Raw genomic sequence first — 17,041 nt, 5'->3', positions numbered from 1 at the left:
CTATCGTATTCAAGTTTTGTATGCAATTAATGACAACCCAAACCTGTGCCCAATCTTTGCGCGCTTTTTGCTAGACTGGCCTGCCCTGCGGCCTGCCGGCCGCGTTTTTGCAGCATCCGATGTCGTCCACCCCCGATCCCAGCGCCGAAGACATTGCGCGCGCCCTGGCCGAAGCCATCGTCTCGCACCGCCTGCCGCCCGGCACCCGCTTGCGGGAAGAGGCACTCGCCCGCGTTTACGCGGTCAGCCGCACCAAGATCCGCGCCGCCCTGTTGATGCTGTCCAAGGACAAGCTGATCAACATCGTGCCGGACAAGGGCGCCTTCGTGAGCAAGCCCGACGCCAACGAGGCGCGCGAGGTCTACGCGGTGCGCGCGATTCTCGAAGCCGCCGTGGCGCGCGAGTTCGTGTCGCGGGCCCGTCCCGCCGATTACCGCCGCCTGCGCGAGCATCTCAAGCGCGAGCGTGCGGCCATCGAGTCGGGCACCGTGCCGCTGCGCAACCAGCTGCTGTCGGATTTCCATCTGCTGCTCGCCGACATCGCGGGCAATTCGGTACTGACCGACATGCTGCGCGAGCTGCTGGCCCGCAGCGCGGTCATTACCGCGCTCTACCAGACGCAGCACGACGCCAACTGCTCGTCGCAGGAGCATGAGGCCTTTTTGCTGGCGGCCGAGGCCGGAGAGGTGGAACGCGCCTGCGCGCTGATGCACGAGCACCTGCACCACACGCAGGCCGCGCTGGACTTCGCCGAGCCCGGCGACCGCGACGGCGATCTGGTCGCGGCCCTGCTGAGCTGAACGGATGATCACGATTACCCCGTGGCAGGCCGGCCAGGAAGCGGCCCCGCCCGCCACCGTGCTGGCGCAGCTCTGGCTGCGGTCCGTGCTGGCCACGCATGATTTTCTCGATTCGGCGGCCATCGCCGAACTCCATCCCCTCGTGCGCGACGTCTACCTGCCCGCGGTGCAGGTCTGGCTGGCGCACGACGAACATGGCGCGCTGCTGGGCTTCTCGGGGCTCGGCCTGCCCGGCGCCGACGCGCCCCCGCCGGCCTACGCCAAGGTCGAAATGCTGTTCATCGATCCTGCGGCGCAGGGTCGTGGCGCCGGCACCGCCCTGCTCGATCACGCCCGCGCGCGGCACGGCGGACTGGATGTCGATGTGAACGAGCAGAATCCCCGCGCGCTGGGCTTCTACCTTCATTACGGTTTCGGGCAGATCGGTCGATCGGCCGTCGATGCGGCGGGTCGGCCATATCCCCTGCTGCACCTGCGGCGCGACTGAACCGCCCCGGGTGCGCCTGCGGGCAGGCACGCGGCATGCTGCCCTTCCGGACACCGCACAGCGACGTGCGGCATCACTCCAGGAGCACGATATGCCAGCGAAATCCAAGGCTCAGCAAATGGCCGCCGGAGCGGCGCTCTCGGCCAAGAAAGGTGAGCGTCCCAAGGGCGAGCTCAAGGGCGCGTCCAAGCAGATGTACGAATCCATGTCCAAGAAGGAGCTCGAGGACTTCGCCTCGACCAAGCGCAAGGGCAAGCCGGACCACGTCTAGCCGGCCGTCTGCGCCCGGATCCAGTCGGCCACGCGCCTCACCGCGGGCCGCGCCTGCGCGGGCGGGTCGCTGGCCTGCAAAAGCCAATAGGCATGCGACAACGGGGCGGGGCTGGCGGGCGCCTCCGTGACCCGTAACAGGCCGCTCTCCAGCTGTGCACGCAGCAGCTCCAGCCGGCCCAGCGCCACGCCCTGCCCGGCCAGGGCCGCCTGAATCGCCTGATCGTACTGATTGAAACGCGAAAACCCGGCGTGCGCGGCCGCGGACCAGCCGCGCGCGTCCAGCCACGCCTGCCAGCGCAGCTGCGGATGAATCGCGTCGTCCAGATCGAGCAACCGTAGCTCGCGTAGCGCGCGCGCCGACCCCAGCTTGCGCAGGCCCAGCGCCGGATGCGCCACCGGCGCGATCGTCTCGCCGAACAGCCGGACCGCGCCCGGCGGCGCGTCCTCCGCGCGGCAATATCGGATCGCCAGATCGATGTCTTCCGCGCGCAGATCATTGAGACGGTTATCCGCCGACAGCCGCACGTCGATGTCGGGCAGCGCCACCTGCAGCGCACTCAAGCGTGGCAACAGCCAGAGCCCGGTCACGCCCACGCTCGCGGTGATCGTCACGGGCCGCTGCGCCTCCTCCTGCCTCAGCGCACGCACGCAGCGCCCGACATCGTCCAGGGCCGCGTCGGCGACCTCGAACAGCTGCCGCCCGGCCGGCGTAAATTCCACGGCGCGATGCCGACGCACCAGCAGCGCCACGCCCAGTGCCGCTTCCAGCGCCGCCACCTGCCTGCTGACCGCAGACTGGGTCAGAAAGAGATCCTGGGCCGCGAGCGTGATGCTCATGCGCCGTCCCACGGCGACGAAGCCACGCAGCAGGTCCAGCGACGGCAGTCGTGCCATACGCGCCGCGTCGTTCACATTCCCGTTACGCATGCGAGTGCCCCGATTTCTCAGTTGAGAATGCATTTATAGCCGGATGTAATGGCTTTACGCATTCGTCTTTCTCATCCTGATGACGGCCCCGCCCGCCACGACCATGACTGCCCGCCCCTCACCCGAATCCTTCACCGCGCCCGCGCGCGACGGCTACGTGATCCACGGCACGCGCTGGCTCCATCCCCGCAGCGAACGCGCGCCCGTAGTGGTGATCAATGCCGCCACGGCGGTACACAGCCGCTACTACGCGCGCTACGCGGCATGGCTGCACGCGCGCGGCCGCGACGTCTACACCTACGACTATCGCGGCATCGGCCTGTCGCGACCGGCCACGGGCCTGCGCGGTCTGGACGCGAGCTGGACGGATTGGGGCGCGCTCGATTGCGACGCGGTGCTGCGCCAGGTCGCGCATCGCCACGATGACGTGCCGGTCGACGTGGTCGCGCACAGCTTCGGCGGCTGCGCGCTCGGCCTGGCGGCGAATGCCGCCCGTGTCAGGCACGCGGTGACGGTCGCCGCCCAATACGCCTACTGGCGCGACTACGCGCCGCGTCAACGCCACGCAATGTGGTGGCGCTGGCATGTCCTGATGCCGCTGCTCACGCGGCTGTGCGGCTATTTTCCGGGCAAACGGCTGGGCTGGCTCGAAGACACGCCAGCTGGCGTGGTGCGCGACTGGAGCAGCGCGCGGCCGGATTATCGCCAGCGGCCCAGCATGCGGACCTCGCCGCCCGCCGTGGCGTTCTCGCATCTGCGCGCCCGCATGCTGGCGATCGGTCTCGAAGACGATCCGTTCGGCACGGAGGCGGCCCTCGACCGGCTGCTCGCCCATTACGGGCAGTGCGCGCGCACGCAGCTGCGCATCGCGCCGGCCGACATCGGCGCACCGGCGATCGGCCATTTCGCGCTGTTTCACGAGCGCCATGCCGCGTCGCTCTGGCCGCTCACGCTGGCATGGCTGGAGCAAGGCCGCCTGCCCGCCGGGCACGTGGGCCGGGTGAGCCCGGCAAGCGCCTAGCCCGGCCCGCGCGTCAGGGCAGGTTTTCGCGAAAGATCACCTGACTGCGGGCGAACTCGACGCCGGTCATGGGGCTGCGGCGATCGCGCAGGTTGGTGAAGATGCGCACGCAATTCATCAAGGCCTCGAGCGGGCTCTGCGTGATGACGGCGTCCATCGTGCCATCGATCAGCAACGCACGCGTATCGGGCGTGAGCCCATGGCCGATGAAGACCACGCGATGCTGCAGGCCCGCCTCTTTGAGCGCACGGGCCACGCCATCGGACGCGCCCCCGATGTTGTAGATGCCCGCGAGCTGCGGGTACTGTTCGATGAGCTGCCGCGTCTGCTCGTAATTGCGCTGTTCGTCGTCGTAGCCTTCGCGCAGTCCCACCACCTGCATGGCCTGGAAGCGCTCGGCATACAGCTGCAGGAATCCGGCCTCGCGCTCTTCGTGGCCACGGTAATGGCGCGAGCCGGCGATCAGGGCCACCTGGGCCGCGCGGGGCCCGATGAAGCGGCCGATCAGATAGCCGGCGGTGCGCCCCGCCGCGCGGTTGTCCAGCCCCACATAGGCCGCGCGCGCGCAGTTGGCGATATCGGAGATCAGCGTCACTGTCGGCACGCCGCGTTGCGCCAGCGTATCGACTGCCTCGCGCACGGCGGGATGCTCGAGCGCCATGAACGCGATGCCATCGGCGCGGCGTCCGCGCTTGAGCAGCGCACGCGCGAGCGCATCGGGATTGAAGCTCTCCACATACTCCACCTGGCAGCGCGCGTTGAGCGGCGCGACGTGTTCGGCGGCATAGCCCACCGTATCGCCCAGCATGCGCAAGAAGCGATTGCTGCCGCGCGGCAGCAGAAACACCAGCCGCATGGGCTCGCGCACCGGCGACACATCGGCCTCGGCCGGGAGGTAGTCGAGCTCGGCCGCCGCCTGCAGCACCTTCTGCGCCGTGACCTGGCGCACGCCGGGCCGGCGGTTCAGCACCCGATCGGCGGTGGCTGTGGAAACACCGGCGAGCGCGGCTACATCCGACAGGCGTGCGAGGCTGCGTAAAGGCTTGGATTTCACATCAGAATCCATCATTTTTCCGATTTGACGTTGCGGTAGCGGCTCACCTATTGTGCACACAGCCTGCGAGAAGCATCGGGCGATGGCTCATAGAAGCACATCAAATTACATCAAAAATCTGGAGACAACATGAAGCTGATCACCCGTCGCAGCGCCTTGCGCCGTCTGTGCGCCGTGCCCGCCGCCGCCCTGGCAGGCGGTTTCCCCTTCATCGCCAAGGGGGCCGAATTCAACCTGAAGTACGGCAACAACCTGCCGGTCACGCATCCGCTGAACGTTCGCGCCCAGGAAGCCGCCGACCGCATCCTGAAGGAAAGCAACGGCCGCGTCGACATCAAGATCTTCCCGAACAACCAGCTCGGCGGCGACACCGACATGCTGGCGCAGGTGCGCTCGGGTGGCATCGACTTCTTCACGCCCTCTGCGCTGGTGATCGCCACGCTGGTGCCGGTGGCCGCGATCAACGCCGTCGGCTTCGCCTTCAAGGACTACGACCAGGTGTGGGGCGCGATGGACGGCGCACTCGGCGCCCACGTGCGCGCGGCCATCGCTCAGCGCCGCCTCTATGCGTTCGAGAAGATGTGGGACAACGGCTTTCGCCAGACCACCAGCAGCAAGGCGCCGGTACAGAGCGCGGCCGACATGGCCGGCCTGAAGATCCGCGTGCCCGTGAGCTCGCTGCCGATCTCGATGTTCAAGGGCCTGGGCGCCGCGCCCGCCAGCCTGCAGTTCAGCGAGGTCTATTCGTCGCTGCAGACCCGCGTGGTCGACGCGCAGGAGAACCCGCTGCCCATCATCCAGGTGGCCAAGCTCTACGAAGTGCAGAAGTACTGCTCGCTGACCAATCACATCTGGGACGGCTACTGGTTCATCGCCAACGGCCGCATGTGGGAAGGCCTGCCCGCCGACCTCAAGACGGTGGTGGCGCGCGGGATCAACGAAGCGGGCCTGGCCCAGCGCGAAGACATCAAGAAACTCAACGCCTCTGTGCAGTCCGACCTCGAAGGCAAGGGCCTGACATTCAACCAGCCGTCGGCCGACAGCTTCCGCGAGCAGCTGCGCACCGCCGGGTTCTACAAGGAATGGCAGGAACGCTTCGGCAAGGAAGCCTGGGGCCTGCTCGAGCAGTCCGTCGGCAAGCTGGCATAAGGGCGAGCGATGAGCACGCCCATGACCACCCTGCCGGGCGGCCATGCCGCCCCCGGCGCACCGCTCGCCGGCGCCCCCGACGGCCCGCTCGCGCGCGTGGCCGGCCGTATCGAAAGCGTGCTCGGCACCGTGGTCGAGCACGTCGCCGCGGCCATCGTCCTGATCGAGATCATCGTGCTGTTCGCCGGCGTGGTGGCGCGCTACGCGCTGCACAGCCCGCTGGTGTGGTCCGACGAGCTCGCGTCCATCCTGTTCCTGTGGCTGTCGATGCTGGGCGCGGTGGTGGCGCTGCGGCGCGGCGAGCACATGCGCATGACGGCCCTCGTGAACAACGTGCGCCCGGCCGTGCGGGCGCGGCTCGAAGTCGCGGCCCTCGCGGCGTCGCTCGCGTTCCTGGTGCTGGTGCTGGGCCCCGCCATCGAATACGCCCACGAAGAACACTTCATCATCACGCCCGCGCTCGAGCTGAGCAACGCCTGGCGCGCCGCGGCGCTGCCGGTCGGCATGGGCCTGATGGCGATCGTGGCGCTGCTCAAGCTGGTGCGCACGCAACGTTTGTCCCAGGTCGGGCTGGCCCTCGGCCTGGCCGCCGCCGTCGTCGCGCTGTTCTGGCTGGCGCAGCCGCTGTTCGCCCCGCTGGGCAAGCTCAATCTCGTGATCTTCTTCGTGGGCATCGTGGCCGCCACCGTGTTCACCGGCGTGCCCATCGCCTTCTCGTTCGCACTGGCCACTTTCTCGTACCTGGCGCTCACGACCAACACGCCCATGGTGGTGATGGTCGGCCGGCTCGATGAAGGCATGTCGCACCTGATGCTGCTGGCCGTGCCGCTGTTCATCTTCCTGGGCTCGCTGATCGAGATGACCGGCATGGCGCGCGCCATGATCCAGTTTCTCGCCAGCCTGCTCGGCCACGTGCGCGGCGGGCTGTCGTATGTGCTGATCGGAGCGATGTATCTGGTGTCCGGCATCTCGGGCTCCAAGATCGCCGACATGGCCGCAATCGCGCCGGTGCTGTTCCCCGAGATGCGCAAACGCGGCGCCAAACCGGGCGACCTCGTCGCCCTGCTGTCGGCCACCGGCGCGCAGACGGAGCCCATTCCCCCGTCCATCGTGCTGATCACCATCGGCTCGGTGACCGGGGTCTCGATCGCCGCGCTCTTCACGGGCGGCCTGATGCCGGCCGTGGTGCTGGGCCTGGCGCTGGCCGCCGTGGTGTGGTGGCGCTACCGCAAAGAAGACCTCTCGCAGGTCAAGCGCTACGCCGCCCGCGAGATCGGCAAGCTCTTCATCGTGGCGCTGCCGGCCGTGGCCCTGCCCTTCGTGATTCGCGCAGCCGTGGTGGAAGGCGTGGCCACCGCCACGGAGGTCTCGACCATCGGGGTGGTGTATTCGGTGGTGGTGGGCCTGCTGGTGTATCGCCAGTTCAACTGGGGCCGCGTGAAGCCCATGCTGGTGGAGACGGCCTCGCTGTCGGGCGCCATCATGCTGATCGTGGGTTGCGCCACGGCGATGGCCTGGGGTCTCACCCAGTCGGGCTTCTCGGGCGACCTGGCCAGGCTGATGGCCGACATGCCCGGCGGCGCCTACGGCTTCCTGGCCGTCTCGATCGTGGCCTTCATCATCCTGGGCAGCGTGCTCGAAGGCATCCCCGCCATCGTGCTGTTCGGGCCGCTGCTGTTCCCGATCGCGGTGCAGGCCGGCGTGCACGAGGTGCATTACGCGATGGTCGTGATTTTCGCGATGGGCATCGGTCTGTTCGCACCGCCCTTCGGCGTCGGCTACTACGGCGCCTGCGCCATCAGCCGCGTGGATCCCAACGAAGGCATCCGCCCGATCTGGGGCTACATCGGCGCGCTGCTGGTGGGCCTGCTGATCGTGGCCGCGTTCCCGTGGTTCTCCATCGGTTTCCTCAAATGATCAACGGGCGTCCGTCCGGACGCCCTCTTCTTGCAGAACAGACAACATGAGCCGTTTCCTGGGTGAAATCCGTCAACTCGGTTATGTGGTGCCCGATATCGAGGCCGCCATGCATTACTGGAGCGAGACGCTCGGCGTGGGCCCCTGGTACTACAACCCGCGCGTGCCGATCGAAAACTATCAATACGATGGCGAACGCCACGAGCCGCACAACTCCGTCGCGCTGGCCAATTCGGGCTTCGTGCAGGTGGAGCTGATCCAGACCCGCAACGACGTGCCGTCGATGTACCGCGACTTCCTGCGCGCCGGCCGCACCGGGCTGCAGCACGTGGCCTACTGGACCGAGAGCTACGACGCCGACCTCGAGCGCCTGCTGGCGCAGGGCTTCAAGCCCAAGATGAGCGGCGAAGTCGGCGCCAATGGCCGCTTCATCTACTTCGATACCGAATACCACCCCGGCACCGTGATCGAGCTTTCCGAAGTGGCGGGCCCCAAGGGCAAGCTGTTCGACCTGATCCGCTCGAGCGCCCAGGGCTGGGACGGCCGCGATCCGGTGCGCGCGTTCCCCGACCTGAAAACCCTGTGAGCGCCGCCGCATGAACTCCCAGATGATTCGCGCCACGTATCTGATCGAGACCCCGCTGGACCCGGCGCGCGTCGCCGAAGTGATGGCGGGCGAACAGTCGTGCGGCACGTTCACCCGCGTGCAGGGCGAGACCGACGAGCTGCGGGCACGCGCCCGCGCGGTGGTCGAAGACATCACGCTGCTCGACGCCGCGGACCGGCCCGCGCTGCCCAATGCCTGGCTCGAACGCCAGCATCCGGACGCGGCGCGCTACCAGCGGGCGCGCGTGCGCATCGCATTTCCGACCGCCAATATCGGCGCGAACCTGCCCACGCTCGCGGCCACGGTCAGCGGCAATCTGTACGATCTGGGCGAGGTGACCGGGCTGCGGCTCGAGCGCCTGAGTCTGCCGTCGAACTACCGTGCGCAGTTCGACATGCCACGCCTCGGGATCGCCGGCACGCGCCGCGCCACCGGCGTGGCCCGCGGTCCGCTGGTCGGCACCATCATCAAACCCAACGTCGGCCTGTCGCCCGAGCAGACCGCGCATCTGGTCGCGCAGCTGTGCGCGGCCGGCGTGGACTTCATCAAGGACGACGAGGTCTGCGCCAATCCCGCGCACGCGCCACTGGCGCAGCGCGTCGAGGCCGTGATGGCGGTCGTGCGCGCGCACCGCGACCGCACCGGGCGCGACGTGATGGTGGCCTTCAACATCAGCGATGAGACCGACGCCATGCTGCGGCATGCCGATCTGATCGAACGCGCGGGCGGCTCATGCGTCATGGCGAGCCTGAACTGGTGCGGCTATTCGGCGATCCAGACGCTGCGACGCCACACCCCGCTCGCCTTGCACGGCCATCGCAACGGCTACGGCGCGCTGGCGCGGCACCCCTTGCTCGGCATCGGCTTTCAGGCGTATCAGGTGCTGTGGCGTCTGGCCGGCGTGGACCACATGCACGTACACGGCCTGCAGGGTAAGTTTTCGCAGACCGACGACGAGGTGGTCGAATCGGCGCGCGACTGCCTGGCGCCGCTCGCATCCGGCCTGGACGACGCCGTCATGCCCGCCTTCTCGTCGGGCCAGTGGGCCGGCACGGTGCCCGCCACCTGGGACGCCTTGCACACCGACGATCTGATGTTCATGTCGGGCGGCGGCATCCTCGCCCATCCCGACGGCCCGGCCGCGGGCGTGCAGAGCATTCGCGACGCCTGGGATGCGGTACGCGCCGGCAAAACGCTGGCCGAGTACGCCGCCCAGGCGCCCGCGCTGCAACGCGCGCTGGCGCACTTCGGCGGCGCGGCATGAGCATGCCCCCGCGTCTGGCCTGGTACGGCGACGACTTCACCGGCGCGACCGACACGCTGGCCGAAGTGGCGCGCGCGGGCTGGCGCAGCCTGCTGTTCATGAGCGTGCCGACACCCGCACGGCTTGCCGCCGTGGGGCCGCTGGACGCCATCGGCATCGCGGGCGCCGCGCGCGGCATGACACCCGCGCGCATGGAGACGGAGCTGCACGAGGTCGGGCGTTTTCTGGCGGGCACCGGCGCGCGCATCCTGCACTACAAATGCTGCTCGACCTTCGACAGCGCGCCTCACGTGGGCAGCATCGGCAAGGCGGTAGAGGTGCTGCGCCAGTACGCGCCGCATCCGCTCGTGCCCATCGTGGGGGGCCAACCCAGCATCGGCCGCTACTGCAGCTTCGCGCACCTCTTCGCGCGAGCCGGCGCGGCGCCCGAGATTCACCGGATCGACCGGCATCCGGTCATGAGCCGCCATCCCGTGACGCCGATGCACGAGCCCGACCTGCGGCGCCATCTCGAGGCCCAGGGGCTGCACGGGGTGATGTCGCTGCCGCACACCCGCTACCCCGCGCCGCGCGGCCCGGGTGAAGCGGCCGGACTCGACCCGTGGATCGACCGACTGCTCGGCGAGGCCTCGGGTCCGCTGCTGCTGGATGTGACCGACGAACACCACCTCGCGCCGCTGGGCCGTCTGATGTGGCGGGCCGCGCGCCACGCTCCGTTGCTGGCCGTGGGCGCGAGCAGCGTGCAACAGGCCCTGGCGCGCGCGATCGCGGCCGACCCCGATCTGATCCCTGCCCCGCCCCGGCCGCGCGGCGAGGGCAGTGCGCTGCGCCCGGCAGCGGGCCCGGTGCTGATGCTGGCGGGCAGCCTGTCGCCCGTGACCGCACGACAGATCGAGGCCGCGCGCCACTACCAGCGGCTCGCGGTGGACGCCGAGCGCCTCGCCCGGGATTCAGCCTACGCGCGGCAATGCGCGATGGATGCCACGGCCCTCCTCGCGGCCGGCCATCACGCGCTGGTCCACACGCTGGCGCCGGCACAGCCTCCGTCGGCCGAGCAGACCGCCGCCACGGCTCAGGCCACGGCCGGCCTCCTGGCCGCCATCGTGCGCGCCTGTGCGGCCGCGGGCCACGGCCTCACCCGCATCGGCATCGCGGGCGGCGACACCTCGAGTCAGGCCGTGCTTGCATTGGGGCTGTGGGGACTTTCGTTCCATTCGGTCCTGGCGCCGGGCGTGGCCGTGAGCGTGGGCCATGGCGACGACCCCGCCACCAACGGCATCGAGCTGATGCTCAAGGGCGGGCAGATGGGCGGCGAGCAACTGTTCGACGCGCTGGTCGACGGGACCTGCGCCGTGGCGGCGTAGCGCGCAGGGGCGCGGGCCTCCCGCGTCGTACGCGTCAGCGCGCGACCCGCCGCGCCGCCCATTCCCGCGCCAGCACGGCATACACGAACTCGTCGCCCCAGACGCCGTCATAGCGATCATTCTGGATGAGGTGCGCTTCGCGCCGCAGGCCCAGCCGCTCCACCACGCCCACGGAGCCGGCATTTGCCGCGTCCAGCCGCGCGAAGATCCGGTGCAGTCCCACCTTGTCGAAACCCAGACCCAGCATCGCCGCAACGGCCTCCGTTGCGTAGCCACGGCCCGCATGGCGTGGGTCGAAGATGTATCCCACCTCGCCCTGCAAGGCCGCGCGTTGCGCGTGCTTGAGCAGCACCTCGCCCAGCAGCACGCCATCTTCCGCGCGAACAACGGCCAGCCGCAACGTATCGCCATCGTTCTCGAACGGCGCGTCGAGCAAGGCATCGAACTGCGCCCGCAAGGCCTCTCCGGTGGGTGCCGGCGCATAGAGGTAGCGGTACACCTCGGGCAATGCATGATAGGCCGCATACGCCTGGAAATCGGCGGCCTCGAAGGGGCGCAGCAACAGCCTGCCGGTGGCCAGGGTGATTTCGCGCGGGCTTAGCGACATGCGGGGCTCCTTGTGTGACAGGAGCAGATGAGGGCGGCACGCCGATTAATCAAGCATCGCCGCCCTCGCACATCAGGCGACCGGCGCCGCTCCACGCGGTAGAACGGGATGCCGCGCGGCGGCGCCCTGCTCCATGGCGGTATCCTCGAGCGCGCTGGCCGCGTCGAGCCGCGCGAGGTGTGCCTCATCGAGCCGGAGCGACTGTGCACCCAGGTTGCTGCGCAGCTGCACCATCGAGCGCGGACCGATCAGCGGAATCGCGCCGCGCGCCATGGCCCACGCGATGGCCACTTGATCGGGCTGCGCGCCGATCGCGTCGGCCACGTCAAGCACCGCATCCACCGTGGCGGTGCGGCGCGGAGAATTTTCGGCCTGGAACACCTTGCCGCCGAGCGCCTCGGCCCGCCCCTGTTCGCCGCGGCGATACTTGCCGGTCAGCAGGCCGCCGCCCAGCGGAGACCAGGTGACCGCGGCCAGACCCAGCGCGGCCGCCGCCGGCAGCAGGTCCGCCTCCGGCTCGCGCCGCACCAGGCTGTATTCGAACTGCACCGCCGCCAAAGGCGAGAAGCCGCGGCACTGCGCCAGCGTGGCCGCGTGCGCCACGCGCCATGCCGGGAAATTCGACAGGCCCGCATAGTGGATCTTGCCGGCCCGGATCAGGTCTTCGAGCCCGCGCAGAATCTCGTCGCTGGGCGTCACCCCGTCGGGATGGTGCACCCAGTAGAGGTCGACGTGATCGGTCTGCAATCGGCGCAGGCTGGCCTCGAGCGAGGACGCCATCGCCTTGCGGCTGTTGCCCAGCACCAGCCGGCCGGCATCCGGCGCGGCGCCGTTGCCGAACTTCGTGGCCAGAACGAAGTCGTGCCGGCGTCCCGTCAGCCACCGGCCGATGATCTCTTCGGACTGCCCGAACTGGTAGATGTCGGCGGTGTCGATGAAGTTGCCGCCCTGCTCGGCATAGTGGTCCAGCATGTCGCGGCTGTCGCCCTCGACGGCGCCATGGCCCCAGCCCGTGCCGAAGTTGGCGGTGCCCAGCGCGATCTGCGACACCTTCACGCCGGTGCCACCCAAGAGTGTGTAGTTCATTTCGGTGTCCTTTCTGGAAGGGACGACACACGCGGCGCAGGCGCGGTCCCCTGTCGGAGCGCGCCCGCCGCACCTGCCGTTTTACTGCGGGCGCCCCACCCGCGAACAGAGGGCGGCGGTAACAAGCGCAAGCACCACGTGCAGGCCGTAAACCACGTCGAAATCAGCGCGCACGAGCGCACCATGGCCCAGCATCATGACCGTGAGCGCGACGCCGATCACCGCGCCCATCTGGCGCGTGGCCTGGTTCACCGCGCTGCCCACCGCGTAACGCTCGGGCGGAAGCTGGCTCACGGCCGCGCCGGACAGCGAAGGCATCACGAGGCCCACGCCCATGCCGCTGAGCAGCAGCCCCGGCAACCAATGCGTGAGGTAGGCGGGCTCGGTCGTCGGCATCAGCAAAAACCACAGACCGGCCGCGGCGTACACCAGAGACCCGCCGACCAGAAAACGGCGATAACCCAGCCGCCCCGCCAGCCGCCCGGTCAGGATTGCCACCGGCACGACGGTCAGCGGACCCGGCATGATCGCCAGCCCCGCGCGCACCCGGTCGTAGTGCCACACGTGTTCCATGAAGAAGAAAAACGTGAAGAACATGATCGCGAAGGCCGTCCCGAAACTCAGCGTCGCGAGGTTGACGCGGCTGTATCCGGGGATGCGAAACAGATTCAGATCCACCAGCGGCGCGGGCGCCTGGCGCGCCCAGAACACGAACGCCACCCCGGCCGCCACGCTCACCGCCAGCGTTGCCACGAAATGCGCCACCGTGGCCTGTGGCCCTTCGAGGTCGACGATGGCCAGCGCCAGCGCGCCGAGCGACACCATCAGAAGCGCCATGCCGATCAGGTCGAGCCGAACCTGGCGCCGGCTCGCGGGCGCGGCGGGCAGACGGCGATAGCCGACCAGCAGTGCCACGGCCGCGATCGGCACATTGATCAGGAAGGCCCAGTGCCAACCCAGGGCCTGTTCCAGATACGAGCCCAGGCTCGGGCCGATCGCCGCCGCGAACCCGCCGACCGCACCCCAGGCGCTGACGGCCAGCGCACGGCGTTCGCGCGGAAACACGTCGAGCACGATGGAGAGCGACGCCGGCGTGAGCAAGGCGGCACCCAGAGCCTGCACCGCCCGCGCGCCCACCAGCAGGCTCACGCTGTCCGCGAGTCCGCACAGGGCGGAGGCCAGCGCAAACAGGATCACCCCCGCCACGAACACGCGGCGGCGGCCATAGGCATCGGCAAGTCCGCCCGCCGGGATCAGCATGGCCGCGTAGACGATCGTGTAGGCGTTCAGCACCCACGACATCTCGGAGGCCGTGGCGCCCGCGAAGCTGGCCCAGACCGCCTCGAAGATCGAATACAGCATCGTGCCGTCGAGCGACACCAGAAACACCGCGACGCTCGTCACGGCAAACACCGGCCACGGGCTCGCGGGCCGTGCCTCGCCTGCCGCGCGTAGCTCGAGGGAAGCGCTCTCGCTCATGCCAGGCCCCCGATTAGCCGAAACATGCCCGGCGGGCGCCGGATACCCGGGGGGCTGACACAGCAGGAGGCCGTCGGGCGGCCCGCGATTCGAACGTTCATGGGGAGTCCAGTAGCAGAGCGGAAATGCGGACCGAAGCCGGGCACTCTTTAAATGTCGATCGACATCTATTTATAAATGTCGTTCATCATGTAAAATTCGTCAATCGCTTTTTGGAGCTCGCCATGAAAGTCAGCCGCGCCCAGGCCGCCGCCAACCGCGAACGCGTGGTGGAGTCTTCATCGCGCCTGTTTCGCGATCGCGGCTTTGCCGATGTGGGCCTGAACGAATTGATGCAGGCCGCCGGGCTGACCCGTGGCGGCTTTTATGGCCAGTTCGAGTCCAAGCAGGATCTCGTGCGCCTGGCGCTCGCTCAGGCCATGGCGCAAAACCTCGCCAACTGGGAAACGCTGACCGGCGAGGACGGGCCGGCGCGCCTGCGGGCGTTCATCGCCCGCTATCTGTCCGAACGCCATCAGGAGGCGCGCGCCGCGGGTTGCACGCTGGCGGCCCTCGGTAGCGACATGGGCCGCGAAGACGACGCGACGCGCGGCGTATTCGAAGCGGGCCTGCGGCGCATCGAGGAGACGGTGCGCGCCGCCATGCCGGGTGCCGGCGAGGCGCAACGGCGCCAGCAAACCTGGATGTGTCTGTCGGCACTGGTCGGGGCCCTGACGCTGGCACGTGGCGTGGCCGACGCCACCCTCGCGGCGCAGATCCGCGAAGACACCATCGCCGCCCTGATCGAGGCGCTGGTGCCTGCCGCATAACAGGCGGCCTCCCGGGCCGCGGCACCCGGCTTTTGCCGGCGGCGCATGCGCGGATACCATAGGAACGATGCGCGCCCCGAGCGGCGCATCCGACATTGCCCAGGAGCCGTGCTCATGCCCATCGATATTTCCATCACCTCGGACTTCATCTGCCCGTGGTGCTTCATCGGCGAACGCCGCCTCGCCCGCGCGCTCGCGCTGTTGCCCGCCGACACCCTCGTCACGCTGCGCTGGCAGCCGTTCGAGCTCAACCCCGACATGCCGGCCGCAGGCGTGGAACGCGAAGCCTATCGCGCGCAGAAGTTCGGCAGCCTGGCGCAAAGCCGCTTGCGCGATGCGCAGACCATCGACGCGGCGCGCGATGACAACATCGCGTTCAATTACGACGCCATGCGCAAGACGCCGAACACCTTTCTGGCGCACCGACTGTTGTGGCTGGCGCAGCGCGAAGGCCTGGCCACGCCGATGGCGCGCACCCTGTTCGCGGCGTACTTCGAGCAAGGCCTGGACATCGGCGACCCGGCCACCCTCGCCGGCCTCGGCGCGCGCGCGGGCCTGCCGCGTGAGGAAGTGGCCGCGTTTCTGCAGGGCGACGAAGGCAAGGACGAGGTCCGCGCCATCGAGCGCGAGGGCCTCGCTCGCGGCATCCGCGGCGTGCCGTTCTTCGACATCGGCGGCGAAATCGTGAGCGGCGCGCAGCCGGTCGAGACCTTCGCACTGGCGTTGCAGCGCGCGCACGAGCGCAGCCTGCATCCGACCGCGTGAGGGCTGAGTGACGGGCTAAGTGACGGGCTGAGTGAAGGGCTGAGTGACGGGCTGAGTGAAGGGCTGAGTGAACGGCCTAGCGAGCGGCTGAAGCGGCTAGCCGAGCCGGCCCTGCACCGTGCGAGTCGGCGCCGCGGGCATAGCGCCGTTCCATCGATGCATCACCCGCCGCTCGATGGCCAGCGCCGCCCGACCATCACGGCCTCTCGCAGCACGTCATAGGTCGTCAGTCCCGGCAAACGCGAGAAGAAAAGATTGCGGCCTTCCGCGCTCGCCTTGTTCTCGACGGGAGCGCGCCAGGTCGACCACAGGCTGAGCACCACCAGATTGCCGTTCTGCCACGTCACCGTGGCCTCGATCTCGCCGGCGTCCTCGCCGCTCTTGCGGGTCACGTCAAAGCGCAGAACCCGGGCCTTGACCCCCTGCTGCGCCAGATCGGCTTCGTCTTCGCTGGTGCGCAGTTCAGGCGGCCGGGTGTCGGGCGTCTGCAGCATGAAGTACTGCCGCACCGCCTGCGCACCGGCCGTATCGAGATCGGGGCGCGCCTTCATGGGCTGCACCCACAACCAGATCAGGCCCACGTCCTTGCCCTGACTGCGCCGCAACAGGTGCAGCTCGGCGGGCAACTTGCCCTTGAAATCGTTGATGGAGATTTCCCAACCGCCGGGCACCTCGGGGCGCAACGTCGTGCCGTCCAGCGCGATCGGCACCCGCTGCGTGGCATCGCCGAAGTTGGCCTGCTTGTCGTCTTCGAAGCGCAGCGCCGCCATGAAGTGCTGCGCATACTCGTCGGCTTCGTCCACGCGCGCCTTCGCCGCCTTGAGCGTGGTGGTCTGCCTCACATCCACCCCGAAGTGCACGGCCAAGGCCTGATTGCCGCGTGCGAAGCAATAGCTGAACAAGGCGCTGCGCGGTTTGCCGTCGTCGGCCTGGTTGCCATAGAGCTGCGCCTCGGTCTGGTCGGGCGTCGCCTGCGAAATGCGCTCGATATAGCCCGCCGCCTCCGACTCGTAACGGCAGATGCGCAGCGCCGACGCAGGGGTGCGCAGGTCGTAGCCCACGATGGTGGCCTCGACCTGCGGACCGCCCTCGACCGGCGGAATCTTGCCCACGATCTTCACGCGCCCGAGCGTGCCGGGCTCCGCGGCCGACATCGGCACCGTCTCGACCTTGGCGCCTGGCGGCACGGCAGCCTTGAAATTCAGGCTCGGCACGCCGAAATCGAACGCGTGCGGCACCCATTCGTCGGACGCCGTGGTGGCCGCGCCGGCACTTCCTGCCGCCGCGACAACCACCAGGCCTGACAACACCCGAACCCATGCACTGTGCATTGCTTCTCCATGACAACGGGCAGCCGCCTGGCGCCCTGGCTGTACGCACGCTGCCCGCACTCTAGCGCGCCACACGTCACCGTTTTGGTTCAGAACACAAC

At 68.9% G+C, this 17,041-nt stretch carries 17 protein-coding genes; 11 read left to right on the top strand and 6 right to left on the bottom strand.

The annotated features are described in order from the left end of the window. The first annotated feature begins 119 nt into the window (after positions 1-119). The 3 genes from CEK29_RS08865 to CEK29_RS08855 all read left to right on the top strand — a co-directional run bounded on the left by CEK29_RS08865 (position 120) and on the right by CEK29_RS08855 (position 1,558). On the top strand, positions 120-800 hold the full coding sequence (locus CEK29_RS08865) for a GntR family transcriptional regulator (RefSeq protein ID WP_094799230.1): 681 nt from the start codon (positions 120-122) through the stop codon (positions 798-800). Positions 801-804: 4 nt separating this feature from the next. Continuing rightward, on the top strand, positions 805-1,287 hold the full coding sequence (locus CEK29_RS08860) for a GNAT family N-acetyltransferase (RefSeq protein ID WP_094857871.1): 483 nt from the start codon (positions 805-807) through the stop codon (positions 1,285-1,287). 91 nt (positions 1,288-1,378) lie between these two features. Continuing rightward, positions 1,379-1,558, top strand: a complete 180-nt coding sequence (locus tag CEK29_RS08855; RefSeq protein WP_094799228.1) for a DUF3008 family protein — start codon at positions 1,379-1,381, stop codon at positions 1,556-1,558. Here the strand turns inward: CEK29_RS08855 and CEK29_RS08850 are convergent. Next, positions 1,555-2,454: a LysR substrate-binding domain-containing protein gene (locus CEK29_RS08850; protein WP_094857870.1), complete on the bottom strand. Its 900-nt coding sequence runs from the start codon at positions 2,452-2,454 to the stop codon at positions 1,555-1,557. The two genes, CEK29_RS08855 and CEK29_RS08850, sit on opposite strands and share 4 nt — an antisense overlap. A gap of 136 nt (positions 2,455-2,590) precedes the next feature. Between CEK29_RS08850 and CEK29_RS08845 the strand changes: the two genes are divergently transcribed. Next, positions 2,591-3,508, top strand: coding sequence for an alpha/beta hydrolase family protein (locus CEK29_RS08845; RefSeq protein ID WP_094858004.1), 918 nt, complete (start codon positions 2,591-2,593; stop codon positions 3,506-3,508). A gap of 13 nt (positions 3,509-3,521) precedes the next feature. On the opposite strand, the gene CEK29_RS08840 is transcribed toward CEK29_RS08845, so the two are convergent. Beyond that, entirely contained in the window at positions 3,522-4,577 is a 1,056-nt protein-coding gene (locus CEK29_RS08840; RefSeq protein ID WP_094857869.1) for a LacI family DNA-binding transcriptional regulator, read from the bottom strand. 114 nt (positions 4,578-4,691) lie between these two features. Here CEK29_RS08840 and CEK29_RS08835 point away from each other — a divergent pair, with 114 nt between their 5' ends. Genes CEK29_RS08835 through CEK29_RS08815 form a run of 5 tightly spaced genes read left to right on the top strand, consistent with a single transcriptional unit; the run spans position 4,692 to position 10,863 of the window. Beyond that, positions 4,692-5,711, top strand: a complete 1,020-nt coding sequence (locus CEK29_RS08835) for a TRAP transporter substrate-binding protein (protein ID WP_094799225.1) — start codon at positions 4,692-4,694, stop codon at positions 5,709-5,711. A gap of 21 nt (positions 5,712-5,732) precedes the next feature. After that, on the top strand, positions 5,733-7,628 hold the full coding sequence (locus tag CEK29_RS08830; protein WP_094857868.1) for a TRAP transporter large permease: 1,896 nt from the start codon (positions 5,733-5,735) through the stop codon (positions 7,626-7,628). Positions 7,629-7,674: 46 nt separating this feature from the next. Continuing rightward, a complete protein-coding gene (locus CEK29_RS08825) occupies positions 7,675-8,214 on the top strand; it encodes a VOC family protein (protein ID WP_094799223.1) in 540 nt (179 codons plus the stop codon). A gap of 10 nt (positions 8,215-8,224) precedes the next feature. Beyond that, a complete protein-coding gene (locus CEK29_RS08820) occupies positions 8,225-9,499 on the top strand; it encodes a ribulose-bisphosphate carboxylase large subunit family protein (RefSeq protein ID WP_094799222.1) in 1,275 nt (424 codons plus the stop codon). Beyond that, positions 9,496-10,863, top strand: coding sequence for a four-carbon acid sugar kinase family protein (locus CEK29_RS08815; RefSeq protein WP_094857867.1), 1,368 nt, complete (start codon positions 9,496-9,498; stop codon positions 10,861-10,863). Before CEK29_RS08820 ends, CEK29_RS08815 begins: the two co-directional genes overlap by 4 nt. A 34-nt stretch (positions 10,864-10,897) precedes the next feature. Here CEK29_RS08815 and CEK29_RS08810 read toward each other — a convergent pair whose 3' ends face one another. The 3 genes from CEK29_RS08810 to CEK29_RS08800 all read right to left on the bottom strand — a co-directional run bounded on the left by CEK29_RS08810 (position 10,898) and on the right by CEK29_RS08800 (position 14,035). After that, positions 10,898-11,470, bottom strand: coding sequence for a GNAT family N-acetyltransferase (locus CEK29_RS08810; RefSeq protein WP_094857866.1), 573 nt, complete (start codon positions 11,468-11,470; stop codon positions 10,898-10,900). Positions 11,471-11,542: 72 nt separating this feature from the next. Then, entirely contained in the window at positions 11,543-12,556 is a 1,014-nt protein-coding gene (locus tag CEK29_RS08805; RefSeq protein ID WP_094857865.1) for an aldo/keto reductase, read from the bottom strand. 81 nt (positions 12,557-12,637) lie between these two features. After that, on the bottom strand, positions 12,638-14,035 hold the full coding sequence (locus CEK29_RS08800) for a DHA2 family efflux MFS transporter permease subunit (RefSeq protein WP_094857864.1): 1,398 nt from the start codon (positions 14,033-14,035) through the stop codon (positions 12,638-12,640). 224 nt (positions 14,036-14,259) lie between these two features. Here CEK29_RS08800 and CEK29_RS08795 point away from each other — a divergent pair, with 224 nt between their 5' ends. Then, entirely contained in the window at positions 14,260-14,844 is a 585-nt protein-coding gene (locus CEK29_RS08795) for a TetR/AcrR family transcriptional regulator (RefSeq protein ID WP_176456863.1), read from the top strand. Between the two features lie 114 nt (positions 14,845-14,958). Then, positions 14,959-15,609, top strand: coding sequence for a DsbA family oxidoreductase (locus CEK29_RS08790; protein WP_094857862.1), 651 nt, complete (start codon positions 14,959-14,961; stop codon positions 15,607-15,609). Between the two features lie 161 nt (positions 15,610-15,770). On the opposite strand, the gene CEK29_RS08785 is transcribed toward CEK29_RS08790, so the two are convergent. Further along, the gene (locus tag CEK29_RS08785; protein ID WP_141218327.1) at positions 15,771-16,940 is read right to left on the bottom strand and encodes a hypothetical protein; all 1,170 of its coding nucleotides are present in this window, start codon (positions 16,938-16,940) and stop codon (positions 15,771-15,773) included. Positions 16,941-17,041: the final 101 nt, after the last annotated feature.

It is taken from the genome of Bordetella genomosp. 5 (genome assembly GCF_002261475.1).
Classification (GTDB): Bacteria; Pseudomonadota; Gammaproteobacteria; order Burkholderiales; family Burkholderiaceae_B; genus Bordetella.
The sequence above is the reverse complement of the archived record's forward strand: the minus strand, read 5'-3'. Positions and strand labels throughout refer to the sequence as shown.